Origin of the sequence: Paracoccus jeotgali (assembly GCF_002865605.1) — a bacterium.
In the GTDB taxonomy this organism is placed as follows: Bacteria; Pseudomonadota; Alphaproteobacteria; order Rhodobacterales; family Rhodobacteraceae; genus Paracoccus; species Paracoccus jeotgali.
This window is the reverse complement of sequence record NZ_CP025583.1, coordinates 1003648-1030517: the sequence shown is the minus strand read 5'-3', so window position 1 is coordinate 1030517 and position 26870 is coordinate 1003648. Positions and strand designations below refer to the sequence as shown.

General features: G+C 67.7%; 21 protein-coding genes. 17 read left to right on the top strand and 4 right to left on the bottom strand.

Annotation, left to right across the window (positions count from 1 at the left end):
• Positions 1 to 22: 22 nt before the first annotated feature.
• Entirely contained in the window at positions 23 to 1030 is a 1008-nt protein-coding gene (locus tag CYR75_RS05155; RefSeq protein ID WP_101499106.1) for a LacI family DNA-binding transcriptional regulator, read from the bottom strand.
• A 165-nt stretch (positions 1031 to 1195) separates the two neighbouring features.
• Between CYR75_RS05155 and CYR75_RS05150 the strand changes: the two genes are divergently transcribed.
• The 3 genes from CYR75_RS05150 to CYR75_RS05140 all read left to right on the top strand — a co-directional run bounded on the left by CYR75_RS05150 (position 1196) and on the right by CYR75_RS05140 (position 4112).
• Complete coding sequence (locus tag CYR75_RS05150) at positions 1196 to 2134, top strand: sugar ABC transporter substrate-binding protein (protein ID WP_101499105.1); 939 nt, start codon at positions 1196 to 1198, stop codon at positions 2132 to 2134.
• A 65-nt stretch (positions 2135 to 2199) separates the two neighbouring features.
• Positions 2200 to 3324 (top strand): ABC transporter permease, encoded by a 1125-nt coding sequence (locus CYR75_RS05145; protein ID WP_101499104.1) that lies wholly within the window; start codon positions 2200 to 2202, stop codon positions 3322 to 3324.
• Positions 3324 to 4112 carry an ATP-binding cassette domain-containing protein gene (locus CYR75_RS05140; RefSeq protein ID WP_101499103.1) on the top strand — a complete coding sequence of 263 codons (789 nt, stop codon included), beginning with the start codon at positions 3324 to 3326 and terminating at the stop codon, positions 4110 to 4112. Before CYR75_RS05145 ends, CYR75_RS05140 begins: the two co-directional genes overlap by 1 nt.
• Before the next feature lie 109 nt (positions 4113 to 4221).
• On the opposite strand, the gene CYR75_RS05135 is transcribed toward CYR75_RS05140, so the two are convergent.
• Both CYR75_RS05135 and CYR75_RS05130 read right to left on the bottom strand, forming a co-directional pair.
• Positions 4222 to 5298 (bottom strand): endonuclease/exonuclease/phosphatase family protein, encoded by a 1077-nt coding sequence (locus CYR75_RS05135; RefSeq protein WP_101499102.1) that lies wholly within the window; start codon positions 5296 to 5298, stop codon positions 4222 to 4224.
• Between the two features lie 77 nt (positions 5299 to 5375).
• Positions 5376 to 5903, bottom strand: coding sequence for a DUF421 domain-containing protein (locus CYR75_RS05130; RefSeq protein ID WP_101499101.1), 528 nt, complete (start codon positions 5901 to 5903; stop codon positions 5376 to 5378).
• A gap of 560 nt (positions 5904 to 6463) precedes the next feature.
• Between CYR75_RS05130 and CYR75_RS05125 the strand changes: the two genes are divergently transcribed.
• A complete protein-coding gene (locus tag CYR75_RS05125) occupies positions 6464 to 7681 on the top strand; it encodes a mechanosensitive ion channel family protein (protein WP_101499100.1) in 1218 nt (405 codons plus the stop codon).
• Here CYR75_RS05125 and CYR75_RS05120 read toward each other — a convergent pair.
• Positions 7659 to 8984, bottom strand: a complete 1326-nt coding sequence (locus tag CYR75_RS05120) for a metal-dependent hydrolase family protein (RefSeq protein WP_225972849.1) — start codon at positions 8982 to 8984, stop codon at positions 7659 to 7661. The two genes, CYR75_RS05125 and CYR75_RS05120, sit on opposite strands and share 23 nt — an antisense overlap.
• A 221-nt stretch (positions 8985 to 9205) precedes the next feature.
• Between CYR75_RS05120 and CYR75_RS05115 the strand changes: the two genes are divergently transcribed.
• The 13 genes from CYR75_RS05115 (at position 9206) to CYR75_RS05055 (ending at position 26869) form a co-directional block, all read left to right on the top strand.
• The gene (locus CYR75_RS05115) at positions 9206 to 10825 is read left to right on the top strand and encodes a phospholipase D family protein (protein WP_225972848.1); all 1620 of its coding nucleotides are present in this window, start codon (positions 9206 to 9208) and stop codon (positions 10823 to 10825) included.
• A 102-nt stretch (positions 10826 to 10927) separates the two neighbouring features.
• Positions 10928 to 11452, top strand: a complete 525-nt coding sequence (locus CYR75_RS05110; RefSeq protein ID WP_101499097.1) for an HdeD family acid-resistance protein — start codon at positions 10928 to 10930, stop codon at positions 11450 to 11452.
• 187 nt (positions 11453 to 11639) lie between these two features.
• On the top strand, positions 11640 to 13190 hold the full coding sequence (locus CYR75_RS05105) for a glucan biosynthesis protein (RefSeq protein ID WP_101499096.1): 1551 nt from the start codon (positions 11640 to 11642) through the stop codon (positions 13188 to 13190).
• A gap of 4 nt (positions 13191 to 13194) precedes the next feature.
• A complete protein-coding gene (gene mdoH, locus CYR75_RS05100) occupies positions 13195 to 15348 on the top strand; it encodes a glucans biosynthesis glucosyltransferase MdoH (RefSeq protein WP_225972847.1) in 2154 nt (717 codons plus the stop codon).
• Entirely contained in the window at positions 15345 to 16475 is a 1131-nt protein-coding gene (gene opgC / locus CYR75_RS05095) for an OpgC domain-containing protein (protein WP_101499095.1), read from the top strand. Before mdoH ends, opgC begins: the two co-directional genes overlap by 4 nt.
• Positions 16476 to 16762: 287 nt before the next feature.
• Entirely contained in the window at positions 16763 to 17845 is a 1083-nt protein-coding gene (locus CYR75_RS05090) for a DUF475 domain-containing protein (protein WP_101499094.1), read from the top strand.
• A 62-nt stretch (positions 17846 to 17907) separates the two neighbouring features.
• A complete protein-coding gene (locus CYR75_RS05085; RefSeq protein WP_101499093.1) occupies positions 17908 to 19026 on the top strand; it encodes a hypothetical protein in 1119 nt (372 codons plus the stop codon).
• 97 nt (positions 19027 to 19123) lie between these two features.
• Entirely contained in the window at positions 19124 to 22231 is a 3108-nt protein-coding gene (locus tag CYR75_RS05080) for an autotransporter outer membrane beta-barrel domain-containing protein (RefSeq protein WP_101499092.1), read from the top strand.
• Positions 22232 to 22393: 162 nt separating this feature from the next.
• Complete coding sequence (locus CYR75_RS05075) at positions 22394 to 23158, top strand: PP2C family protein-serine/threonine phosphatase (RefSeq protein WP_101499091.1); 765 nt, start codon at positions 22394 to 22396, stop codon at positions 23156 to 23158.
• Entirely contained in the window at positions 23151 to 25151 is a 2001-nt protein-coding gene (locus CYR75_RS05070; RefSeq protein ID WP_101499090.1) for a serine/threonine-protein kinase, read from the top strand. The genes CYR75_RS05075 and CYR75_RS05070 overlap by 8 nt, the downstream gene beginning before the upstream one ends.
• Positions 25152 to 25263: 112 nt before the next feature.
• Complete coding sequence (locus CYR75_RS05065; RefSeq protein ID WP_158644579.1) at positions 25264 to 25764, top strand: hypothetical protein; 501 nt, start codon at positions 25264 to 25266, stop codon at positions 25762 to 25764.
• Between the two features lie 23 nt (positions 25765 to 25787).
• On the top strand, positions 25788 to 26411 hold the full coding sequence (locus CYR75_RS05060) for a MotA/TolQ/ExbB proton channel family protein (RefSeq protein ID WP_101500881.1): 624 nt from the start codon (positions 25788 to 25790) through the stop codon (positions 26409 to 26411).
• Between the two features lie 2 nt (positions 26412 to 26413).
• Positions 26414 to 26869, top strand: coding sequence for an ExbD/TolR family protein (locus CYR75_RS05055; RefSeq protein ID WP_101499088.1), 456 nt, complete (start codon positions 26414 to 26416; stop codon positions 26867 to 26869).
• Position 26870: the final 1 nt, after the last annotated feature.

The following is a 26870-nucleotide window of genomic DNA, read 5'->3' as shown; positions in this document are numbered from 1 at the left end:
CCGCCGCCGGGCGGTCGCGTTCCTATCCCTCGGGCGGCAGCGGCCGAAGCGTCTTTCGCTCGATCAGCCGGCAGGGGAAAATCCGCGCCTCGGGGTAGCGGTCGGGCTTGTCCAGCATGGCCACGACCAGTTCTATCGAGGATTCGACGATTTCGGTGATTGGCTGCCGGATCGTCGTCAGCGCAATATTGGCCCAGCCGGCAATCTCCATATCGTTCAGGCCGATGATGCCGATGTCCCCCGGCACCGAAAGACCGGCATCGGCGATGGCCGACATGGCCCCGATGGACAGCACGTCGTCGCCGCAGAAATAGGCTTGGGCATAAGGTTGCTGCAGCAGGCGCGTCATCTCTTCGCGACCCGCGTCAAAGCTGTACGCGGCGGCAAAGCTGGTGGTGACGCGGACCGAAGGGTGGGCCTGCAACTCGGCCAGAAAACCCGCCATCCGGTCCTGCGTCGAGGTCGCGTGTTCCGGCCCGCCCAGAAAGCCCACGTGGCTGTAGCCGCGCGCGACCAGCGTCCGCGCCGCCATCCGCCCGCACTCGACGTTGTCGATCCCGACGATGTGAAAATCGGGTGCGCTGGAAAACCGGCCAAAGGAATTGACCACGGGCATCCGCGCATCGTGAAACGCCTGCGAGAAGGCCGGCGACAGCGTCGACGACGCAACGATCACCGCATCGACCGAATATTGCCGCAGCATCCGGACCGAGGCCGCGGGGTCGGTCTCATCCGTCAGGTTGACCAGCAATGGCCGCAGACCGCGGTTCTGCAGCCCCCGCGTGAACTGGTCGAAGACGGTCAGAAACACCGGGTTGTGGAAGTTGTTCGAGATCAGCCCGATCAGCTTGGTCCGGCCCGTGGTCAGGGACGAGGCGAGCGCATTCGGGCTGTAACCCAGCTCGCGGGCCGATTTCTCGACCTTGCGGCGGGTCTTGTCGCTGACCGACGCGCCGGGCGTGAAGGTGCGCGAGACCGCCGAACGGCTGACCCCGGCATGTTCCGCAACCTCTTTCAATGTGACGGCCATCACGCCTCCTGTGCCGCTCGCGCTTCGTGCAATCCGGGCGCCCTGTCAATTTAGATCGGCGCTGTGTTTTTGCAACCGGTTGCAATATCGCTCGCGCTGTGCTTCCATGATCGGGCGAAAGTGCACCACTGCAACCGTCCACGAGTAGCGAATCAGGGAGGAACCATGAAAAAGATCCTGAAGACACTGGCCGTCGCCGCAGCGATAGCCCCATTGCCGCTGACCGCGATGGCGGATGGCGAGAAATACGTCCTCGTCAGCCACGCGCCCGACAGCGACAGCTGGTGGAACACCATCAAGAACGCGATCGCCCTGGCCGGCGAGCAGATGGGGGTCGAGGTCGAGTATCGCAACCCGCCCACCGGCGACATCGCCGACATGGCCCGCATCATCGAGCAGGCCGCCGCATCCGGTCCGAACGGCATCATCACGACGCTTGCCGATTACGACGTGCTGCAGCAGCCGATCAAGGATGCGGTCGCGTCGGGCGTCGATGTCATTATCATGAACACCGGCACCGGCGAGCAGGCGCGCGAGCTGGGCGCACTGATGTATATTGGCCAGCCCGAATATGACGCAGGCCTTGCTGCCGGGCAGCGCGCCAAGGATGACGGGATCGGCTCGTTCCTGTGCGTGAACCATGCGATCCAGCAGCCAACGCTGGCGCAGCGCTGTCAGGGCTTTGCCGACGGGCTGGGGATCGAGCTCGGCTCGTCCATGCTGGACAGCGGTATCGACCCGGCCGAGATCAAGAACCGGGTGATGGCCTATCTGTCGGCCAATCCCGACACCCAGGCGATCCTGACCCTCGGCCCGATCTCTGCCGATCCGACCCTGCTGGCGCTGGAAGAAAACGGCATGGCGGGCGACATCTATTTCGGCACGTTCGATCTGGGTGACGAGATCGTCAAGGGCATCAAGTCCGGCGTCATCAAGTGGGGCATCGACCAGCAGCCCTTCCTGCAGGGCTATCTGCCGGTGGTCTTCATGACCAATTACCACCGCTATGGCGTGCTGCCGGGCAACAACGTCAATGCCGGCCCCGGCTTCGTCACCGCCGAGAACCTGGACCTGATCGAGGAATTCGCGGGCGAGTATCGCTGATTGCAGAACGGTCGGGCCCTGACCGGCCCGGCCCCTGAAACCGTTAGCATGTCAGGAGCGCGCAAATGGGCGACGCAACGCAAGCCAGTCCGCTGCAGGACGAGCGCGTCAAGAAAATCTCACCGTTTCGCAAGGCGCTGATCCGGCCGGAACTGGGCGGCATCGTCGGCACCATCGCGGTATTCACCTTTTTCCTGCTGTTCGCCTTTGACAGCGGCATGTTCAGCAGCCAGGGGATCATGAACTGGTCTGTCGTCTCGGCGCAGTTCATGGTCATCGCGGTCGGTGCCTGCCTGCTGATGATCGCGGGCGAATTCGATCTGTCGGTCGGCTCGATGATCGGCTTTGCGGGGATGCTGGTCGCGATCTTCGGGGTGACGATGGGCTGGCCGATGTGGGCCGCGATCCTGGTGACTTTCGCCATCTGCGTGACCATCGGCGCCTTGAACGGCTGGATCGTGGTCCGCACCGGGCTGCCCAGCTTCATCGTGACGCTGGCGTTTCTGTTCATCCTGCGCGGGCTGACGATCTTTCTGCCCCAGACCATCGAGCGCAAGACCATCATCGGCGGCATCCGCGACGCGGCCGAAGGGGACTGGCTGGGCGCGCTGTTCGGGGGCAAGATCCTGGGCGGACTGTTTCGCTGGCTTGCCGATGCGGGTCTGATCGGCGTCTTCGACCGCGGCGCCCGCGCCGGAGAGCCGGTCGTCGACGGCATCCCCATGCTGATCGTCTGGGCGCTGGCGCTGGTCGTGTTCGGCCATGTCCTGCTGACCCGGACCAAGTTCGGCAACTGGATCTTCGCCTCTGGCGGCGACCCCGAGGCGGCGCGCAATTCGGGCGTGCCGGTCGCCAAGGTCAAGATCCTGATGTTCATGTTCACCGCCTTCTGCGCCACCGTCTTCGCCATCTGCCAGGTGATGGAGTTCGGCTCGGCCGGTGCGGATCGCGGCCTGCTGAAGGAATTCGAGGCGATCATCGCCGTCGTCATCGGGGGTGCGCTGCTGACCGGCGGCTATGGCTCGGTCATCGGGGCCGCGCTGGGCGCGCTGATCTTCGGCGTGGTCCAGCAGGGGCTGTTCTTTGCCAATGTCGAAAGCTCGCTGTTCCGGGTGTTTCTGGGGGTCATCCTGCTGGGGGCCGTCATCCTGAACACCAATATCCGCCGCATCATCACGGGAGAACGCTGATGGGATCGCACACCGCACCGATCATCCAGATGTCCAGGATCGAAAAGCATTTCGGCAGCGTCATCGCCCTTGCCGGTGTCTCGGTCGACATCTTTCCCGGCGAATGTCACTGCCTGTTGGGCGACAACGGCGCCGGCAAATCGACCTTCATTAAGACCATGTCGGGCGTTCACAAGCCCACCGGCGGCGAGATCCTGTTCGAGGGCAAGGCGATGAATTTCACCTGCCCCCGCGATGCCATCAGCGCCGGGATCGCCACCGTCCACCAGCATCTGGCGATGATCCCGCTGATGTCGGTCAGCCGCAATTTTTTCATGGGCAACGAGCCGCAGAAGAAGTTCGGCATCTTCAAGTTCTTCGACCATGGCTTCGCCAACAAGGTGACGATGGACGAGATGCGGCGCATGGGCATCAACCTGCGCAGCGCCGATCAGGCCGTGGGCACCCTGTCGGGCGGCGAGCGGCAGACGGTGGCGATCTCGCGCGCGGTGCATTTCGGAGCGAAGGTGCTGATCCTTGACGAGCCGACAAGCGCGCTTGGCGTCCGCCAGACGGCGAATGTGCTGGCGACCATCGACAAGGTCCGCAAGCAGGGGGTCGCGGTGGTGTTCATCACCCACAACGTCCGCCACGCGATGGCGGTGGGCGACCGCTTCACGGTGCTGAACCGCGGCCAGACGCTGGGGACGGCGATGCGCGGCGAGATCACGCCGGAAGAGCTGCAGGATCTAATGGCCGGCGGGCAAGAGCTGGTGGCGCTGGAGGAAAGCCTCGGCGGCACGGTCTGAGCAGGCTTCAGGTCCGGTCTGACCGGGCCTGTCCTCGCCCGAGACGTCGCTGAGGGAACGCCGTTCCGGCTTGCGGTCTTGCACCGCCTCTCCCCCTCACCCCGGCTTGTCAGTTCAGCTTCACATGCCCCAACTCGTCACGGGTGCGGTCGACGGATTGCTTGATCAGCGCCTCTTCCTCGTCCGAGATCTGGCGAGGCGCCTCGTTCAGCGTCTCGGCCAGATTTGCGTCGAAACGCACCGTCGCGGCCATGGGGAAGTGGTCGGAACCGAAGAAGCTCAGCCGTTTCAGCGACACCACCGCCACCTCGCGCGAGACATAGAACTGGTCGATGGGAAAGCGCAGATAGGGTTTTGTCGCGTCAAAACTGGCGTAAAGACCCCGGCCGATACGCGGGTCGAGGTAGCGGCCGACATGCTTGAAGGTCTGCGAGGTGTCGGACCAGGCGACGTCGTTGAAATCGCCCGTGGCGACCAGCGGCACATTCGCCTTGCGGGCAAAGCGGGCGGCGTAAAGGATCTGCGCGTCGCGATCCTCGGTGCCTTCGCCCGGCAGCGGGGGCTTGGGGTGCAGGCCGACAAAGCGGAAGCAGCGGCCTTGGGGGTCGTTCAGTTGCGCAAAGATCGACGGGGTCTCGTCCACGGTCAGGTGCATGACCCGCGCCTCGTCGACCTGCAGGCGCGTGGCGAAGATCATGCCGTAATGATCGTCGCGCGGCTCTCGGATGACCGTCTCATACCGTGCCAGCAGCGGTTCGAGGGCCGAGACCCAGGCCTCGTCCGTCTCCATCAGCAGCAGGATATGGGGGTCGAAATCCGCGATGATCCCGGCCAGATCGGCGTGGCGGTCATTCTCCATCAGCACATTGACGGACAGGATGCGGACGGCGTCCTCGGCATTCGGCGCCAGCCTCAGCTCGGTCCGCGCGAGGATCGTATAGGGCAGGATGCGCCAAAGCTGATAGCCGCAGACCGCCAGCATCGCGAGCGGGATCAGCACCCGGCCCGGCATCGGCGTGGCGGCGGCCATAACCAGCACCGCGGCGGCGGCAAAGGCGATCTGCAGGCGCGGGAAATCCATCATCCGGATGATGCCCGACTTGGTCCCCAGCATCGGCAGCAGCGTCACCGCCATCAGGATCAGCGCCAGCAGCCAAAGCAGCAAGGTCAGGACCGTCAGCATCATCTTGGGTGTTCCGGTCCTGTCCTGTCAGCCTGCGTCACCGGCGCAACGCCGCCGGGCGGTATCCGGTTGCGCATCGCTCACGCATCGCCCGCGTCGTCCGCGCCGTTCACATTCGCCATCGTCCCCATCGGCCCCGGCGTGCCCCCCCTGACGACGCTGAACGAGCCGTCGGTTTCCAGCACGACCGCGTCGACGCCGCTCAGGTCGGCGACACCGGCGCTGCGCATGGTGGCGAGGATCTCCTCTTTCGTCACCCGCTCGTCCCGCATCGCAGCCTCGAGGAAGCGGCCGCGGTGAAATAGCAGCCGCGGCTCGGCCTTGATGAGATCCTGGAACCGCTCGGACCGGACAGACAGGAAGGTGACGCAATATTGCAGGCCGCAAAGCAGGGCAAAGGCGGCCAGGGCCTCGGAGAGCGACACATCCTTGTTGAGGATCGCCGAGGCGAAGGTCGAACCGAAGGCGACCGTGACCACCAGATCAAAGGCGTTCATCTTCGCCAGCGTCCGCTTGCCGGTCGTCTGCAGGATCATGATCAGCCCGGCATAGGCAAAGCTGCCCACGATCACCAGGCGCAGCAGGTCGTACCAGCTGTTGAAGAACATGACAGACCTCCGTGCGGGGGCGGCCCGCAGGACGGAAGTGACACGAAGTCCTGCCGCATGTAAATGCCGGGTTTTCGGGGTCTGCGGTGATGACGGGGGCGCAGCGACGGCGAGGGCCGGTGCTGATCGGGCCCGGTGCGGGTTTGACGCCGCACCGGGTTCACTGGTTAAAATTAATACTCGTTAAAACCCTGCGACCCGCATCCCGCGGCGGAACGCCATGTCCAGCCGTCTGCGGTGGGTTCAGGATGACGGGACTGCCAAAACTCAGCGCCCGGCAACGCCTCGCGTGCGACGCGATCTTGCCTGGCGGCCATGCAGTCTTGCATGATGATCCCACGGGTCGATTCCGACGATATGTCCCCACCATGTTCTGTCCCCAAGACAGCCCACGTCAAGACAAATCGGTTAACGAGGCAGCCGCACAACCTTGACGATAGCGGCTTGCGCGCCTATCCTCTCTGCCCTTTCCGTCCCGCCACGCAGCGAACACGGCATTGATGTTTCGCCCCACCCGCCGCAGAATGGCAGGCTCGACACAACGGCAGAGATGAGGACGGATGGATCAGGGCGACCTGCAGGACGATATCAGCGGCCTCTGGCTGAAGATCCAGGGCTGGTTCAACGGTTTCGTGGACCTTCTGCCGAACCTGTTCGCGGCGGCGCTGCTGCTGGTGCTGACATGGGTGGTCGCGCGCAGCCTCGAATACGCCACGCGCCGTGCGATCCATTATCGCGGGCGGCCCGCCCTGGCCGTCGTGGGCGCGGCGATGGTCCGGTGGGCGGTGCTGATCGTGGGCTTCCTGCTGGCCGCGACCATCGTGCTGCCCTCGCTCAAGCCGGGCGATCTGCTGTCGGGGCTGGGCATCGGGTCGGTCGCCATCGGTTTCGCGTTCAAGGACATTTTGCAGAACCTGCTCTCGGGCGTGCTGATCCTGCTGCGCCAGCCCTTCCGCATCGGCGACCAGATCGAGGTCGCGGGGTATGAGGGCACGGTCGAGGATATCGAGACCCGCGCGACCTTCATCAAGACCTATGACGGCCGGCGCGTGATCATCCCCAACGCCACGATCTATACCGGCAATGTGACGGTCAATACCGCCTACGAGGTGCGACGCTCGGAATACGACGTCGGCATCGGTTGCGCCGACGACTGGGACCGCGCCATCGAGATCATGGTCGCGGCCGCGAACGAATGCGAGGGCGTGCTGCGCGAGCCGAGGACCGAAGCCTTTCCCTATGGCATCGACGCCTATCAGAACACCATCCGCCTGCGCTGGTGGACCGCGCCGGAACGCACCAGCGTCGTCCACGTCAAGGGCCGCGTCATCGGCGCGGTGCAGCGCGCCCTGCTGAAGGCTGGCATCGACATGCCCTTCCCGACCGAGGTGCATCTGATCCACGACCAGACCGAGGAAACCGACGGCGACCGCCGCCTGCAACGCGAAGGCTGGCCCGCCGGCGAGGGCGACATCCCCGCCCCGCCCGCGTCGCCTTGGCCGAAGCCGCGCGTGAAGAGGTGGAGCGTGTCGAGGCGCGGCGGGAGAGGGAGAAGGGGTAGGAGTGTCGCACCTGCACCTGTGCCGCAGCACGAGCAGCAGCGTTGGGCGGGCTATGTGACGTCGGAAACCGTGAACTGCTGCCAATCCCAACCGCCCGCGAATTGCAGCAGCGTCAGCGTTCCTTCTTCCAGCGCATCAAGCGCCGCGCATCATGCTGCGCCCTTAGCAGCCGCCGACGCGCCAACGCCCCCGGTCACTCCGCCAGTTCGTTCTTGAACACCTCGCCATCCTTCATGATCACCACCAGATTGGCGGGGTCGGCGATCAGGTCGATGTCGCTCAGCGGGTCGCCGTCGATCAGCAGCAGGTCGGCCAGCGCGCCCTGTTTCACCACCCCCAGCTCGCCCGCATAGGGGCTGCGCTTGCCGGACAGCGCCAGAAGCTGGGCGTTGTCATGGGTCGCCATCTTCAGAACCTCGGCCGGCTCGAACCAGCGCACCATCTTGGCCAGCTGCGCGCCCTGCCGCGCCGCCAGCTTGGGGTCGAACAGCGTATCGGTGCCCCAGGCCAGGTTGACGCCGTGCTTCTTGGCCAGCCCATAGGCGGTGTCGGTGCCGTTCGTCATTTCGAGCTGCTTGGCGCGGTTGGGCGAGCCTTCGGGGAAGGGGACCGAGTCCTCGTCGTCGAGAAAGGGCTGCATGCTCCACCAGACGCCCTTTTCGGCCATCATCTCGACCGTTTTCTCGTCCAGAAGCTGGCCGTGGTCGATCACCTTCACCCCGGCGCCGATCGCGGTCTGGACGGCGTCGGGGGTATAGGCGTGGACGGTGACATAGGTGCCCCAATCCTCGGCGGCCTCGACGGCGGCGCGCAGCTCGTCCTCGGTGAACTGGCTGACATCCAAGGGGTCGTAGTCGGACGCCACCCCGCCCCCGGCCGCCAGCTTGATCTGGCTGGCGCCGCGCATCAACTGCTCGCGCACGCGGCGCAGCACCTCGGCGCGGCCGTCGGCAATGGCGGAAAAGCCCTGCCGGTCGGTGGTGTAGAGCGGCTCGTTATAGCTTTGCGGAATGTCGTGGACGGTGCGGTAATCGCCATGCCCCGAGGTCTGCGAGATCATCGCGCCCGACGGCCAGATCCGCGGCCCCGGGATCACCCCTTCGTCGATGGCGCGCTTGAGGCCAAAGGTCGGCCCCGCCAGATCGCGCGCCGAGGTAAAGCCGCGCATCAGCATTCCCTCGGCCGCCTGCCCGCTGATCAGGGCGACATAGTTGGGATCGGCGGTCATCATGGTCGAGATCGGGATGGTGGACATGACGATATGCGTATACGCGTCGATCATCCCCGGCATCAGCGTCCTGCCGTCGCCGTCGATCACAGTGGCCTCGCCCTCAGCCTCGATCGGATCGGTCGAGATCGTCTCGATCACATTGCCCCGCACCAGCACGTCCGAGGGCGGCGACAGCGTCGGCTGCGTGCCGTCGAAGATGCGGACATTTCGGAAGATCGTCGTCTCCGTCTCCGGTTCCTGGGCAGAGGCGGCGCCGACCAGCAGCGCCCCCATCGTCAGCGCCCCCATCGTCACGGATCTTGCGGCAGAGCGAAGGCAGGTCATGCGGTCTCTCCGTGGTTGTGGGGCATAGGGTTGAGGACGGTCGGTCATTCCAGCCTCGCTGCGAAACCTGCCTTTGGTCAATGGAAAAGCCGCGCAGCGCGGCTGCGGCAGGGGTGACACTTTGGATCGCCGCAAGCGCTTCCATCGGCCAAATCCCTTGCACCTTCGGCCTTTCCTGCGCCACCATGCCGAAACCGCGCGGTCTGACGCGGCCAAAGAAAAGGGGACAGCATGGCAGGACGGGTGAGGGTGCGATGCTGGGGGCGGTGAAGCTGGTCGCGGTGCTGGTCGTCGTGGTGGCGCTGGCCATCGTGGTGGCGCGGCTGATCTTTCACACGCCCGATATCTCAACCCGGCCCGCCTCGACCGCGATCCCCGCCGACAACTCGACCCTGCTCGGCCGGCTGATGGCCGAGGGCATGGCCACCCATCCCGGCAAATCGGGCGTTCTGCCGCTGCAAAGCGGGCATGATGCGCTGGCGAGCCGGCTGTCCTTGGCGGCGGCGGCGCAGGCCTCGATCGACGCGCAGTATTATATCTGGCAGGACGACACCTCGGGGATTCTGCTGCTGAACGCCCTGCAGCAGGCGGCGGCGCGCGGGGTGCGGGTGCGGCTGCTTCTGGACGATAACGGCGTGCCGGGGCTGGACCCCTATATGGCCGCCCTGAACGCGCAGGAGAATTTCGAGATCCGGCTGTTCAACCCCTCCATGCTGCGGCGTCCCAAGCTGCTGGGCTACAGCTTCGATTTCTTCCGCATGAACCGGCGGATGCACAACAAATCCTTCATCGTCGACGGTGCGGCGGCGATCATCGGCGGGCGCAATATCGGCAATGACTATTTCCAGGTCGGACCCGAGGCGTTCTATGTCGACATGGACGCGCTGGCGACCGGGCAGATCGTGCCGGAAACCGCCGCGATGTTCGACGACTACTGGAACAGCGCATCGGTTTTCGACGTGGCCACCATCATTCGCGGTCAGGGCGATGCCGATGGCTTTCGCGCCCGCGTCGATCAGGTCCGCGACAGCGCCGAGGCCGCGACCCTGCTGGACGAGTTCCGCAACAGCGCCGAGCGCTATGCCGAAAACGCCGCGAATATCGAGTGGACCGAGGTCCAGCTTGTCGCCGACGATCCGGTCAAGGGGCTGGGCACCGCCACCCGCGACCAGTTGATGATCACCCGGCTGGCCGAGATTCTGGGCGGCATCGAAAGCCGGCTCGACCTCGTGTCCGCCTATTTCGTGCCGGGGCGGCAGGGGACGAAGGTGTTCGGCGATCTGGCGCGGTCGGGGGTCAAGGTCTCGATCCTGACCAACGCGCTCAACACCACCGATGTGCTGATGGTCCATGCCGGCTATTCCCGCTATCGCCGCGCCCTGCTCGAGGCGGGCGTGCAGCTTTACGAGCTGAAGCTGCGCGGCGAGATGACGTCGGAACGCGAGTTGCAGATCAACCCCTTCGGTCTCTCGGGTGCCAGCCTGCACGCCAAGACCTTTGCCGTCGACGGCCAGCGCATCTTCATCGGCTCGTTCAATTTCGATCCGCGCTCGGCCACGCTGAATTGCGAGATGGGCTTCCTGATCGACAGCCCGACGCTGGCCGAGCGGGTCAGCCGCAATTTCGACGGGCAGGTCGAGCAGGTCAGCTATCGCCCGGCCCTGACGCCGGAAAACAAGATGATCTGGCGCGAACGCGCGCCGGATGGCACGATGGTCGTCTATCAGGAAGAGCCCGAGGCGACGTGGTTTCAACAGATCGCGCTGGTCGTCATCGGCGTGCTGCCGGTCGAGTGGCTGCTGTAACGGGCAAAGAGGGGGTGAACGGATGAGCATGATGGCAGGCGACAGGGGCGGGCTGACAGGCCACGGGCAACTCCGGTGCCGCAAGGCGGCTGGAGGCCGGACATGAAGCCCTCGATGACGCGGATTTTCGTGGGGGTCCTGTCGGTCATTGCGGGGCTGCTGGCGGTGTTCAACCCGCTTTCCGCCTCGGTCGCGGCGACGACGCTGACCGGCTGGGCGCTGGTGATCGTGGGCGCCTTGCAGGGTTATTCGGCCTGGCAATCGAGCGGGATGCGGGTCCGGCTGGGGACCGGGATCGGGGCTGCGGCGGCGCTGAGCATGGGGCTTTTGCTGCTGTTCGGCTCTTTCGCCGAGGGGTCATTCCTGCGGACCCTGCTGGGCGTGCTGCTGCTGATATCGGGTGTCGCCAAGCTGTGGTTCTCGCGCCAGTTGCGGCAGGACCCACTGTTTCTGGTCATCATCGCGGCGGGCGTCGTCTCGCTGCTGCTGGGGGCGGCGGTGCTGACCGGGGTGCCGGGCTTCCTCGCCCGCAGCCTGGGCGTGGTGCTGGGGTTGGAGCTGATGGCCAATGGCGTGGCGCTGATCGTGCTGTCGATGCGGCCGACGCCGCCGTCGCGGCTGCGCTGAGCGGTGAAGGGGGTCCTCGGCGCGTAACCCCTGCCCCGCCGCTGGCGCGGACACAGCCGCGCCTGCGGGCCTTTCCGCTCACGCCCTCGCGATGGGCGCATCTTCGCCCGCATCCTTCGGGATTTCTTGCCGTTTTCGCGCGGATGACTTAACAGGCTGACAGATTCCTCTCTGCGGGTATGTCTCGGTGAAACGTCGTCTTTTCCTTGGCTCGGTTCCGGCGGTTCTGGCGCTTGCGCGGACATCGGCGGCGTTCGGCCAAAGCCTGCCCGAACCCGCCGCCGAAGAGGTCGTGCAGCAACCGCCCTTCGGCTTTGAAAGCGTGGCCGCGATCGCCGCCAGCCTGTCGGCGCGAGACTGGAAGAACCCTTCGGCGCCGCTGACCGGGACGTTCAAGGATCTTGGCTATGACCAGTATCGCGCCATTCGCTTCCGGCGCGAAGCCGATCCGTGGAAGGGCATCGCGGGCTTTGGCCTTGATCTGTTGCCGCCGGGGATGATCTTTCACGAGCCGGTGCGGATGAACCTGGTCCGCGACGGCGTGCCCCAGCCGGTGCCCTTCGATCCCGCCATGCTGGAATTCGACGCCGCGCATTTCCCGCCCGAGGCCGCGCAGACCCCGCCCGACCAGATGGGCTGGTCCGGCTTTCGAGTCCGCCACGCGCTGAACCGGCCCGATGTGCTGGATGAAATGGCGGTGTTTCAGGGCGCATCCTATTTCCGCGTGCTGGGCCGCGACAACCGCTATGGCCTGTCGGGCCGCGGCCTTGCCATCGGCACCGGCAGCCCCGAGGGCGAGGAGTTTCCCGTCTTCCGCGAGTTCTGGCTGCACGACCCCGATCCGCGCACCGGCCATGTCACCATTCAGGCGCTGCTGGACAGCAAATCGGTCGCCGGCGGCTATGAATTCATCCTCGCCCCCGGCCGCGAGACGCTGGTCACCACCCGCGTCGCCCTGTTTGCGCGGCGCAAGCTGGAACGCTTTGGCGTGGCGCCCCTGACCTCGATGTTCTGGTTCGGGCCGGGCGACGGGGCCGGGCAGGACGACTATCGCCCCGCCGTCCATGACAGCGACGGCTTGCAGATGCAGACCGGCGCCGGGCAATGGCTGTGGCGCGCGCTTGGCAACCCGGCCAAGCTGCAGATCTCGGCCTTTGTCGATGAAGACCCGCGCGGCTTCGGGCTGATCCAGCGCTCCCGCAGCTTTGACGATTATCAGGATGCCGAGGCGCATTACGAACGCCGCCCCTCGGCATGGATCGACCCGGTGGGCGATTGGGGCAAGGGCACGGTGACGCTGATCGAGATCCCGGTCGACAGCGAGTTTCACGACAATATCGTCAGTTTCTGGCAGCCCGCCGCGCCGCTTCTGGCCGGGGAACGCGCAGATTTCGCCTATGTCCAGTCCTTTGGGACGCAGGTTGTGCCGGACCGGCCGCTGGCCAAGGTGGTGGCCACGCGCTCGGGCCGGTCGATCAACGGCAAGGGCGTGCGCAGCTTTTTCGTCGATTTCGACCTCGCCCCCTTTGTCGGGCGCGACGATCCGGTGCCGAATGTCACCGCCTCGGCCGGCAGCATCGACCATTCCTATCTGCTGCGGCTGCCGGAACAGGGGCTGATGCGTCTGGCGTTCGAATATCGCCCCAACGGCGCGCTGGTGGCCGACCTGCGGGCCGAGATCACGGCGGCCGAGGTGGCGCTGTCCGAAAGCTGGCTGTTCCGCTGGTCCGAGGGCTGATCGCGTGCCCGCGCCCCTTTCCGACAGCCAGCCAACCGGGCTGGCGCGCGCCGCCGATCCCGCCCCTGCGCCGGGCGCGGATGTCGTCCCCGATTCCGGCACAGACCTGCCCGCCACCCCGCGCGAATCCCCGCTGCCGATGCCGGTGCAGGATTTTACCGCCCCGCCGCCCCCCGGCCCCGGCTTTCGCGCCCCCGCGCCCGAGGTGATGCTGGCCCGGCTGCTGGCCTTTGGCGGCGCGCTGGCGATCAGCGCGCTGGGGGCGTGGCAGATGTGGTCGGCCTTCGGCACCCAGATCCAGCCCATGCAATATGTGCTGCTGGCGCTGTTCACCGTTACCTTTGCCTGGATCGGCTTCAGCTTTTCGTCGATGGTGGCGGGGCTTCTGGCGCGGCAACCGGAAACGCCGCGCGACGATGGTCAGGCGCGGCTGGTCGTGGTCATGCCGATCTATCACGAAGACCCCGCCGACAGCATGGCGATCCTGGCCGCGCTGGCCGACGAGATCGCGGCCGAGGGCATGGCGGACCGGACCGAGATCTTCGTGCTGTCCGACAGCCGCGACCCCGACCTGCTGGCGGCCGAGGCGCTGACGCTGTCGCGGCTGCGCGCCCGCTCGCCCGTGCCGGTCTGGTATCGCCGCCGGCTGGACCACACCGGACGCAAGGCCGGCAACATCGCCGAGTTCATCCGCCGCTGGGGCGGGCGTTACGATCACATGCTGGTGCTGGACGCCGACAGCGTGGTCAGCGGCAATGTCGTGCGCCAGCTTTCGGCGCGGCTCTGGGCCGATCCGGCGCTGGCGCTGATCCAGACCGTGCCGATGCTGGTGCAGGGCCAGACCATCTTTGCCCGCGTCGTCCAGTTCGCGGGCCGCATATATGGCCCCGCCATCGCCCGCGGCGTCGCCGCATGGTCAGGCGATAACGGCAATTTCTGGGGCCATAACGCGCTGATCCGCATCACCGCCTTTGCCGAGTGCTGCGGCCTGCCGGAACTGACCGGCCGCCCGCCCTGGGGCGGCACGGTGATGTCGCATGACTTTGTCGAGGCCGCGCTGCTGCGCCGGGCGGGCTGGAAGGTGCGGCTCGACTGGGATCTGCGCGGCAGCTATGAGGGCTGCCCGCCCACGCTTCTGGACATGGCGATCCGCGAGCGGCGTTGGGCGCAGGGCAATCTGCAGCATCTGCGCGTGATCGGCGCGCGCGGCTTCACCGCCATCAGCCGGGTGCATTTCGCCATCGGCATCCTCGGCTTTCTGATGAGCCCGATCTGGATGGCGCTGATCCTTGTCGGGCTGATCCTGACCGCCAATGTGATCCTGTCGAGCCCGGTCTATTTCCCCGCCACCTACCAGCTTTTTCCCGACTGGCCGACCTTTGACGCCCGGCGCATGGTGTGGCTGCTGGCGGCCTCGGCGGCGCTGCTGCTGCTGCCCAAGGCGATCTCGATCTGGCGGGCGTGGCGGCGGCCTCTGGCGCGCGATGCAGGCGGGCGCACCCGCGTCACCGCGAGCGCGTTGTTCGAGGTCGTGATGTCGGCCCTGATCGCGCCGGTGCAGATGCTGATTCAGACCCGTCAGATCGCCGAGATCCTGCTGGGCCGCAGCTCCGGCTGGGAAAGTCAGGTCCGCAAGGGTGTCATGCCGCCCTGGGGCGTGGTCCTGCGCCGGCACGCGATCCATGTCGCGGCGGGGGTTCTGGTGACGGCAGTGCTGGCTTACCTGTCGCCCGGCCAGCTTGTCTGGCTGTCGCCGATCCTCGCCGGGCTGATCCTCGCGCCGCTGACCTCGCGGTGGAGCGCCTCTGCCGTCCTCGGCCGTTGGGCGCGGGCGGCGGGCCTGCTGCTGACCCCGGAAGAGCGTGACCCGCCGCGCATCCTGTCGGCCGCGACCACCCATGCCCGCCATTTGCGCCACAGCGGCAATGCCACCCTGACCCTTGGCCGCGACGCGGCGGCGCGGGACAGCTATGTGGCGCTGATCCCGCCGCAGCCCGAACGCCCGGTGGCAGAGCGCCTGCCCGCCGTCTCGGCCGCGGCCAAGATCGCGGTCGCCCGCGATCAGGCGCAGGCGCTGTCCTTTCTAGATGGGCCGGAACGCGCCGCCCTGCTGGGCGATGCCGCGCTGCTGGATGCCTGGGCGCGCTTGCCGCAATGAAGCGGATCGTCGCCCTCGACATGCTGCGCGGCTATGCGCTGATCGCGATCATGCTCGATCACATGCCGATCAGCGTGCTGCGGCAGGTGACGCTGTCGAACTTCGCCATCTTCGACGCGGCCGAGCTGTTCGTGCTGCTCTCGGGCTTTCTGGTCGGGCTGGTCTGGCTGGGGATCGAGACGCGGCAGGGCATCCGCGCCGCGCAATGGCGGTTTTTCCGCCGCGCGATCCAGGTCTGGCTGGCGCTGATCGCGGGCAGCGTCCTGCTGGCGCTGCTGTCGCGCGGGCTGTTCGAGGCCGGACTGCCCCACACCGCCGTCTGGTCCGAATATGCCCGCTGGATCGTCGAGTTTCCGCTGGGCTATGTGGTGACGCTGGCCACGCTGTATATGCAGCCGAACCTGATGGATGTGCTGGCGCTGTATGTGCTGCTGCTGGCGGTGGTGCCGCTGACCGTGCCGCTGATGCGGCGCTGGCCGCTGGCTTTCGCCATCGGCTCGGTCGCGGTCTGGGCCTTTGCGGTGCCGCTGAACGCGATGCTGCCCAATCAGCGCGCCTCGGGCGGGCTGCTGTTCAACCCCTTCGGCTGGCAGGCGCTGTTTCATGCCGGGATCGCGATGGGGCTGTTCCGCGAGCAGTTCATGCCGGTCCTGTTGCGGCACCGCCGGACGCTGACCGTCACCGCCTGTGTCATCCTGCTGTATTCGCTGGCGATGGCGCAGCTGTGGCGCTATGGCCCCGAGGCCAAGGCGCTGTCGAAGCAGCTTTGGCAGCTTGTCGGGCCGGTCGACAAATGGTCGCTGGACGAGGTGCGATTCATCGCCATCCTCGCCGCATCCTGGATCGTCGCGGTGCCGCTGGCGCAGCCGATGGCGCGTCTGGCGGGGACCGGCGCGGGCCGAGCCATGGCGCTGATCGGGCGCGGCGGGCTGATCAGCTTTGTCGGCTGCGTGCTGCTGTCGGTGCTGGGCGATGCGCTGATGAACACCCCCGGCCCGACGCCTTGGGGACGGCGGCTGGCGGTCGATCTGTGGACGCTGGCGGCGCTGTGGCTGGTCGGCGTGGGTGCCGCGGCTTATGCGCGGCGCAAGGCGCGGCGGGCGGCGAAGGTCGAACTGGCCGGCTGAGACGGGCAGCCGCTGCCGGGGCAGCGGCGGCGAGCGTTACGCCTCGCCAATCCACCGGACCTGACGGCCTCGCCCCCTGTTGCGCCATCGCCGCAGGACGCAGGGTCCGCCGCGTCTCGCCGCCAGACCCCCCTTGAAATCCGCGCCTGTTTTCGCCAGTTTCCGACCACCTGCCCGGCCCCACCGGCCCCGGCAGCAGATTTGGTGACCGGGCCCCTCTGGCGAATGTGGCGGCACATTCGTGATGTCGGCACTTACCTATCACCCGCCGCTTCGGGGAGTCTGCCATGCAGACCGACAACGCTGCTGCCTCTGGCAAGGGGATGCTGCATTATTTCAAATGGGCGTTCATCGTCACGCTGATCGGGCTTGCGCTCGGCGCGGCTCTGGGCTGGCAGATGACGGGGACCATGGGCGGGATGCTCTCGGTCTTCTTCATCTGCGCGGTGCTGGCGGTGCTCGAAATCTCGCTGTCCTTCGACAATGCCATCGTGAACGCCAACAAGCTCAAGTCCATGTCGCCGGTCTGGCAGCACCGCTTTCTGACCTGGGGCATCGTCATCGCGGTCTTCGGGATGCGGGTCATCTTTCCGCTGCTGATCGTGGTCATCGCCGCCGGGATCGGGCCGTGGCAGGCGCTGGTGCTGGCGGCGTCGAAGCCCGCCGATTACGCCGCGATCATGCGCGACGCGCATCTGCCCATCGCGGCCTTTGGCGGCAGCTTCCTGATGATGGTCGGGCTCAGCTTCTTCTTCGACCATGAAAAGGACGTCCATTGGGTGCAGTGGATCGAAGCGACGATGCAGCGCTATTCCGGCATCCGCGGGATCGAGGTCGCGGTGGTGCTTGTCACCGTGCTGATCTTCTCGCGCTTCCTGCGGCCCGAGGATTCGCAGGTCTTCTTCCGCGCGGCGATCTGGGGACTGCTGACCTTCCTGCTGGTCGAGGTGGTGGGCGGGCTTCTGGATCACAGCCAGCAGATGCTGTCCGGCGCAGCCAAGGGCGGGCTGGGGGCGTTTCTCTATCTCGAGGTGCTGGACGCCTCCTTCAGCTTTGACGGCGTCATCGGGGCCTTTGCGCTTAGCCAGAACCTGTTCGTCATCGCCATCGGGCTGGGGATCGGGGCGATGTATGTGCGTTCGATGACCATCATGCTGGTCGAGCAGGGGACGCTGACGCAATACCGCTATCTGGAACACGGGGCCTTCTATGCCATCATCGCGCTGTCGATCATCATGTTCCTGCAATCGCTGTTCCACATCCCCGAGGTCGTGACGGGTCTGGGCGGGGCGGCGCTGATCGGGGTGTCGCTGTGGTCGTCGATCCGCTGGAACCGCCGCGTGGGCGACAGCGCGGACAGCGCCGGCTGACGCGGGGCCTTCGCGGGGGCGCGAGGGTCTGCTAGCATCGGACAAGCCTTGCGGAAGTGGTGATGATGCGCACGGAACTTGCCCTCTTGGCCCTGCTGTCCCTGGCGCTGATCGCGCCGGGCGGCGCTGCGGCGCAAGGCGCGACGCCGGAGGTGGCACGGCTGATCCATCTCGACCAGCCCCCGAATGATACGGATCTGACCTTCCCAATCACGCCTCGGCCCGGGATGCCGCCGCAGCGGCCGGTGATCGTCGTGCTGAACAACTGCGACTGGCCTGCGGGCTCGCCAACGCCGGACAAGATCCGCGAGAGCATTTCCGGCCCCGTCTGGCTGCTCGCCCCGCAGAAGGGCGAGTGCGACAGCGGCCAAATCGCCGACCTCGCCGCGCGTGCCGCCGCCAGCCCCGAGGGCGAACGGCTGGCGCTGCTGCTGGCGGAAGGGCTGCGCCTGATCGCCCCCCCGCCGCGCCCGCAGGTGACCGTCACCGCCCGCAGCACCGCCGCGCCCAAACCCGGCGCAGTCATCGCCGCGCTGCCGCCCGGCCTCGCCGCGGCCGATGGACCCGCGCCGATCATCACGGCCCGCACCGCGCCCGCCGACGCGCTCGCCACCGCGCGCCTGCCCGCCCCGCCGCGCAAGCCCGGCCAGCCAGAGCCGGCGCTTGTTGTGGGCGAGGTGGCTATCCTGATCGCGCCCCGGCAGCCAGCCGAGACCGGCATCCCCCGCGCCGACCGCGAGCGGGTGCGCGAGATCGACCCCAGCCTGTTCCAGCTTTTGCTGCAACGCGGCCGCTTTGACCCGCCGCAGGACCGGCTGGCAGCGGCGATCCAGACCGAGCTGCAGCTCGCTGGCTGCTATGGCGGCGCGGTGGACGGGCAATGGGGCGCGGGCACGCTGGCGGCGCTGCGCCGCTATCTCGCCTTGCCCGGCGCGCCTCAGGCCGAGCCGGTGCCCGATGTGACGCTGTTCCGCCGCCTCGCCGATGCCGAGGGCATAAGCTGCCCCGCCCCCATCGCCGCACCTGCCCGCAGCACCCCTGCCCGCGCCGCCGCGCCCGCCGCAACCCGCGCCCGAACCGCCCCCGCCCGCGCCGCGCCGCCCGCGCCACCCGCCGCGCCAACCGCGCCGCGCATCGACCCCAGCCTGCTCGGCGGCCTCGGTTCTGGCGCCAGCCGCTAGGCGCTGGCGGCGCAACCACAGGTAAACCTCTTGTGATCTGCTGCACCTTGGCGATACTGGCCTTGAACAGCTTCAGCCGAGACGAGCGAGCCCGCCCATGACCGCATTCCCCGCCCGCCTCGCGCCTTTGCTTCTGGGCAGCACGGCGTTGATTTCGCTGCTGTCTCTGCCCGTTCTGGCCGAGCCGCTGATTAATATCGGAAGGCTGGTCTATGACAGCGATTCCGTCCTGACGCAGGATCTGGTGAACGAGCGGCCCGGACGGGTGACGGTCCGCGCCGATCTGGACGCGGCGGGGTATGACATCACCAATCGCGGCAATTTCCTGATCGAGAATGGTGAGGACAGCCAGGCCAACCTGCGCAACGTGAACCAACTGACCAGCGATGGCCGCTTTACCATCGAACCCGGCGCGCGTGTGTCGGCCGCCGCCGTGCGGGTTACCGGGGGCCAGTTCGTCATTAACGGCGAACTCGCCGCACCGGTGCAGAACGAGGCCGCCGGGCGGATGGTGCTGACGGACGGGCTGATCCGAGGCAGCGTCGAGAATCTCGGCGCGGTCGAAGGCACGGGGCGCATCACCGGGACGCTGAACAACGTCGGTCGCGCGACGATTGGCGGGCGGACCGGCGCGGTCACCAATAGCGGTGTGTTGACCACGAATAGCGATCTTGTCGCGGACGGGCTGACCAATATCGGCGGCACGGTCATCGTCCGCGACGGCGACCGCCTGACCTCCGCCGAAGTCGCCAATGATCGCGAGTTGCGCCTGTCCGGCACGCTGACCGGCACGGTGCGGAACGCGCAGATGGGCCTCGTCATGCTCGACGGCGGGCTGATCGAGGGCGGGCTGTCGAATGGCGGCCGCGTCGAGGGTCAGGGCAGCATCACCGGCAGGCTCGGCAATCGCGGGCTGGCGCTGATCGGCGGCAGCGTCGGGACGCTGATCAACTCGGGCTCGCTCGAGGTCGATGGCGCGCTGGCCGCAGGCGTGCTGGAAAACCAGCAAGGCGGCATCCTGCGTGTCGGTGCGGGGCAGCGGCTGAGTTCAGAGGCCGCGATCGACAATGCGGGCGACTTGGCGCTGGCCGGGCGGCTGGATGCGGCGCTGACGAATACCGGGCGGGTCGGCCTGCAGAACGGGCAGATTGCCGGGCGGGTCGTCAATGGCGGGCAGCTTGACGGCACCGGCACGATCACCGGCGATGTGATCACACGGCAGAGCGGCGTGACCGCGCTTGGCGGGCGGATCGACGGCAACGTGACCAATTACGGCGGCCGGCTGAGCTTTGGTCAGGATCTGCTGGTCACCGGCCAGATCCGCAACACCGCCGGCAGCGGGACCGGCGGGTTCGAGGTGGGGCGCGAGGCCCGCGTGACCGCGCAGGGCGGGACGATCAACCAGCAGAGCGCGTCGATGACGCTGGCCGGGCGGCTGGAGAGCGATGTGATCACAAGCGGCAGCTATGGTCAGACCGGCACGCTGGACGGGCGGCTGACCATTCGCGGCGGCGTGGCCGAGGTCGCGGGCCGCGTCTCGGGCGATCTGCGGTTTGACTCCGGGCGGCTGACCTTGGGCGACGGGCTGCGGATCGGTGGGACGCTGGCGGCCAATGCCGATCTGGCGCTGGCGGCGGGGAATAGCGTGACGGCGGGCGCGGCCAGCATCGGGCGGGACGCGACGCTGAGCCTTGCAGGCACCCTGCAGGCCCCGCTGCAGAACGCGGGCACGCTGCGCGCCTCGGGCGCGGGAGCGAAGGTTGCGGGTTCGCTGCAGGGCGCGCAGGGCGGGCTGGTCGATCTGTCGGACGCTAGCACCGAGACCGTGCTGACCGTGGCCGGGCTGTCGGGCGAGAACGACATCCGTATGGACATCGACACCGGCAACCGCCGCGCCGACCGGATCGCGGTCAGCGGCGGGCCGGTGACGGGGCGGCTGCATTTCGGCTTTCAGAACCTCTCGGATCAGGTCGCCGCCACGACCGGAGAGCGGATCACGCTGCTGACCCTCGACCGCCGGTTCGGCACGGGCAACGACTTCGCCTATTCCTTCGACCCGATTTCGACCGCGTCCGAGCGGATCGTCTACTCCGTCGACCGCGACCGGCAGAGCGGCAATCTGACGCTGGTCAGCCAGCTGAACCCCGCCATCGGCGCGATGTTCGCCAATATCACGCTGGTGCAGTCGCTGATCGGCTCGGTCGTGAACCGCCCGACAAGCCCCTATGTCTCGGGCCTTGTGACCGACAGCGCGGACAAGCCCTGCGGCACCGGCGGCTGGGGCCGCGCGACCGGCGGGCGCGCCACCCTGACCGGACTGACCGACAACCGCGTCAGCGTGCTGGAAAACGAGGTGACCGCAAATTACTACGGCATGCAGGGCGGCATCGACCTTAGCTGTTTCGACGCCCGTTTCGGCGGCTGGGACACCAGCTTTGGCGTGCTGATGGGGGTCAACAAGGGCGAATCCGACCAGCCGATCCGGGCCATCAACGGCACCGATTCGCAGGCCACCACCGGCGCCATCGCCAGCGTCACCACGACCGATTTCACCCAGAGCTATGGCGGGCTGTACGCGACCGCCAGCAAGGACCGCTGGGTGGCCGACCTGCAACTGCGCAAAGAGCGCACCACGTTTCAGATCGAGAACCGCGCCATCACCGGCAGCGGGCTTGGCATCGCGGACCCGGATTTCAGCAGCGACGGTTTTACCCTGTCCGGCTCGGTCAGCTATACCATGCCGATGGGCGAAAGCGGCTGGAGCATCGCCCCCACCGCGGGCTTTGCCTGGTCGCGTTACAGCACCGACAATATCAGCTTCGAGGACGGGTTCCTGATGTCCTTCGACGACAGCGAGCGCAAGGTCGGCTTCTTCGGCGCCTCGATCAGCAAGCCGTTTCTGTTCATGGAGCAGAACGCCGCCCTCCAGGCCTTCGCCACCGCGACCTATTACCGCGATTTCGCCGATGACGCCGTCTCGCGGCTGTATAATGACGAGTTGGCGGGCTTCGACACCCAGATCATGCGTTCCGAGATCCTCAAGGAGTTTGGCGAGGTCAGTCTGGGGGCGAACTACGTCAAGGTGCTGGCGCCGGGGCGTTGGGGCAAGGCGCGGCAGCTGTCGACCTCGGCCCGGGTCGATGGGCGGTTCGGCGATGCCATCGACAGCGTCGGCGTGACGGCGCAGTTCCGCTTTCAGTTCTGACACAGATCGCCAAGCGGGGTGGGTTGGGATAGGCTTGGCGCGGAATACTTCACCTGTGATCCTGCCGGACATGGACATTCAGACCCGACAACCCGCACCGGATCAGCGCATGCGGCCCCCCGGCCCGTCGCACCCGTCCGCGCGCCGGGGGGATGCCCGGCCATGACCGACACCGCCGAGGCCCTGGTCTATCGCGCCGCCGCCCGCAGCCATCAGGGCTGCGTCCGCCGCCAGAACGAGGACAGCCACGCCTGCCTGCCCCAATACGGGCTGTGGGTGGTGGCCGACGGCATGGGCGGCTATGCGGCGGGCGATGTCGCCAGCGAGATCGTGACCAGCGAGATGACGGCGCTGGGGATGCCGGTCTCGGCCAGCGATCAGCGACGGCGGGTCAGCGAAAGGCTGCATCGCGCGCATCTGCGGATCAGGTCCCATATCGCGGAACATGACCTTGACATGGCCGGCAGCACCATCGCCGCGCTGATGGTCTTCGGGACCGAGCTGACCTGCGCCTGGGTCGGCGACAGCCGCATCTATCGCCTGCGCGCGGGGCAGATGCGCCGCATGACCCGCGATCACAGCGAGGTCGCGGCCATGGTCGAACGCGGCGACCTGACGCCTGCACAGGCGCGCGAGTTCCCGCGCCGCAACGTGCTGACCCGCGCCGTGGGCATCGGCCCGAATCTGGCGCCGGAATTTTCCGGCAGCACCGTGCAGCCGGGCGACCGCTTTCTCATCTGCTCGGACGGGCTGACCGAGCATCTGGCCGATGACGAGATCGCCGAGGTGCTGGATTCGGGCCGCGACCCCGGCGGCAGCGTCGACCGGCTGGTGGCGCTGACCCTGCTGCGGGGGGCCGTGGATAACGTGACGGTGCTGGTGCTCGATTGCGCGCAGCGCGCGCCCGAGGGGGCGGACCATGGATGACGACCGCAGGCCCCGCCCCGCCACCCTGCCCCCGGCCGCGCAGGCTTTTCCCGAACCCGACGCGCGCACCCGCATCTCGGGCCGGTTGGGCGAGACGATACTGGCCGGTCACACGCAGCCGCCCCGCCCGCCGCTGACGCAGTTCGGCCTGCCGCCCGCGCAGCCGACGGTGCTGGCGGAACTCGCCGCGCCCCTTGCCGCACCGGGGGCCCGGCTTGTCGAACGGGGGACGCTGATCAACAACAACTACCGCATCGAAGAGATGATCAGCACCGGCGGCATGGGCGAGGTCTATCGCGCCGTCAACCTGTTCACCGGCGATCCGGTGGCGGTCAAGGTGATCCTGACCGAACTCGCCCGCGACCGCGACATCATCGAGATGTTCCGCCGCGAGGCGCGGGTGCTGGTCCAGCTGCGCCACGAGGCCATCGTCAGCTATCACAACTTCGTTCTGGATCAGGGGCTTGGCCGCTATTGCCTGATCATGGAATTCGTCGAGGGCACGCATCTGGGCGCCCGCCTGCGCGACGGCGTGCCGATGCCCGACGACGATGCGCGGCGGCTGCTGCGGCGGCTGGCGCAGGGGTTGGCGCGCGCCCATGACTGCGGGGTGACCCATCGCGACCTGTCGCCGGACAACGTCATCCTGCGCCATGACAGCGTGGAAGAGGCCGTGCTGATCGATTTCGGCATCGCCCGCTCGACCGAGCTGGGCGATGGCCTCGATGGCCGTTTTGCCGGTAAATACAAATATATCGCGCCCGAGCAACTGGGCGATGATCCGGCGCTGATCGGCCCGCGCACCGATATCTATGGGCTGGCGCTGCTGATGGTCGCGATCATCCGGGGGCGGGCCATCGAGATGGGCGATTCGGTGGCCACCGCTTCGGCCGCGCGGCGTCAGATCCCGCCGCTCGACGGGGTCTCGCACCGGCTGTTTCCGCTGCTGCAGCACATGCTGGAGCCCGACCCCGCGGCGCGGCCCGCCGATATGGGCCGGGTGATCCAGATGCTGGACGACCCGATGCTGATCCCAGCGCGCTACCGCCTGCCGCTATGGCAGTCCGGGGCCGAGGCGAGCAGCGCCGCAAAGCCGCTGACCGTGCTGCGCGATGCAGGCGTGGCAGCGGGTGAGCCGGGCGAAGCGCCGGGGGCGGTCGAGACGGGAGCCGACGCTGCGCCCGGTCCCCCCGCATCCCCCGGGCGCGGCCCCTTCCTGCTGGCCGCAAGCGTCGTGCTGATCGCGGCTGCCGGCCTCGGCTGGATGACGCTGCGCCCGATCCCGCCACCCCCGCCGCCGGCGGAAGCAGCGCCACCGGGCACGACCGCCCTGCCTGCCCGCGACACCCGCACCCGCGACGGCTTCCTCGCCGAACTCGACCTCGGCCCCTGCGCGCTTGCGCAACGGGTCGAGGCGGGGCCGCAGGCCGGGACGCTTGCCGTCTTTTCACCCGCGCCCATCCCGCCGGCCCGCATCCTCGACCCCTTCGAGGCCGCCTTCCAGACCCGCCCCAGCATCGCCGCGTATCGGGTCAGCCCCGCGCAATGCCCGGTGCTGGATCTGGTTTCGCAGCTTGCCGGTCGCGCCGCGACACCCCCGGAACTGAGCGCGCAGGCCATGGCCACGCCTGACGGGTTCGCGCTGAATCTCAGCGTGCCCGGCTTGTCGGCCCGCAATCTGTGGCTGGCGCTGATCGCGCCGGACGGGTCGGCCTATGACCTGACAGCGCAATCGCTGACCGATCCGCAGGGGGTGCGCACCGCCCAGGCCGCCATCAACCTGCCCACCGAGGACGCCGATCAGGGCGTATGGCTGCTGCTGGCGCTGGCGACCGAGGCCCCGCCCCTGACCCTCGCCGCCGCACCCACCGCTGCCTCTGCCGAGCGCCTGATGCCCGCGCTGCTGGAGGAGGTGATGCCCGCCGCGCAGAACGCCGCGGCGACGCTTGTCCCGGTTCAGATCGATGCCGCTGCGCCTGAACCGACGCCCTGACGGGTCGGCCCGCCACACCTTCTGCCGCAACCACAGACCCACTCGCATTAAGGTTGATAACCGCCTGATTTCCGCCATTCTGGCCACGAACGCCCCCTTTCCGGAGCCGCAAATGACCCCCGCCACCGAGACAGCCACCACTGGACCAGCGACCGACCACCCGCGTCGCAACCGTCTCTTGGCGGGGCTTGTGGCGGCCCTGCTGGCAAACCCGCTCGCCGCGCAGGACATGGCGCCCGGCGTCCCTGCCGCCGCGCCCGGTCTGGTGCTGGAGCTGAACGAGATCGCACGTGCCGACCCCGACAGCTGCCGTCTGACCGTGGTGGCCGTCAACCACCTGCCGCAGGCCCTCTCGCGCGCCGCATGGCAGATCGCGATTTTTGACGATAAGGGCGCGGTGACCGCGCTGCCGGTGCTGGATTTCGGCGCCCTTATGGCTGGCAAGACCAAGGTCGCGCTGTTCGACATCCCCGGCACCGACTGCAGCCGCATCGGCCGCATCGTCGTCAACGACGTGGCCGAGTGCCGCGCCGAGGATGGCAGCGACCGCCGCGACGACTGCCTCGGCGGCCTCGCGACCCGCAACCGCAGCGGCATCGAGTTCGGATTGTGAGCGGCGGCCTCGATCTGAGCGGTATGGCCGCGCTGCCCTGGCCGACGGTGCTGATCTTTGCCGCGCTGGCCGGGCTGTCGGTGCTGACGGTGACGGTCGCAATCTTCAAGCTCGCGCAGTTTCGCCGCATGGGTCTGGGCCGGAACCGGCAGGCCGAGGCGATCCTGAACGACTGGCTGAGCGGCCGCCCCGACGTGGCGCAAAGCGCTGCGGCCGCCGATCCCTCTGTGCTGGCGCGGGTGCTGGCGGCGGTGATGTCCGGTCTGCGCGCCCGCCCCGAGCAGCCGTTCTACGGCGAAGAACTGGCCCGGCAGGCGGCGCTGATCGAGCTGACGCGGATGGGCAGCCGCATGCGCCTGCTCGAGGCGGTGGTGCAGATGGCGCCGATGCTGGGGCTGTTGGGGACGGTGGTGGGCATGATCGACGCCTTCGGCAACCTCGCCGCCAGTCAGGCCGCCGCCGATCCGCGCCTGCTGGCATCGGGCATCTGGACGGCGCTGACCACGACGGCGGCGGGGCTGGCCATCGCGCTTGTCGCCTATTTCATCGCCGCCTGGCTCGAAGGGCGTATCGACGACGAGCGCCAGACGATCGAGATGGTGATCTCGGCCGCGATCCACGGGCGCGTCGACCAGACGCGGGGCTGAGCGTGGCGGCGCCGGTTTCGGCCCACGCGCGGCGTCCGGGCATCGTGCTGCCGCGGCGCAACCGGCGCTATCGCTTCTCGATGACGCCGCTGGCCGATGTCATGTTCCAGCTGCTGATCTTCTTCATGCTGACCTCTCACATCACCTCATATTCGCTGCTCGACATCCGCGCCGGCGGCGTGATCGGGGCGACGGCGGGCACGCAGGATCGGCAGGGCACCGACATTCGCCGCACGGTCATCTGGACGCTGCAGGAAAACGGCGCGATTCAGGTCAGCGGGCAGCGTTTTGCGCCCGACCGGCTTGATGCGCTTGCCGGGGCGCTGGAGGCGCAGGGGACGACGGATGTGCTGATCCTGCTGCGGGACGAGGTGCCGGTCCAGCGACTGGTGACGGTGCTGCAGACGCTCGCCGCACTGGACGGCGTGACGGTCACCGTGGCCGAGGGCGGGTTCTAGC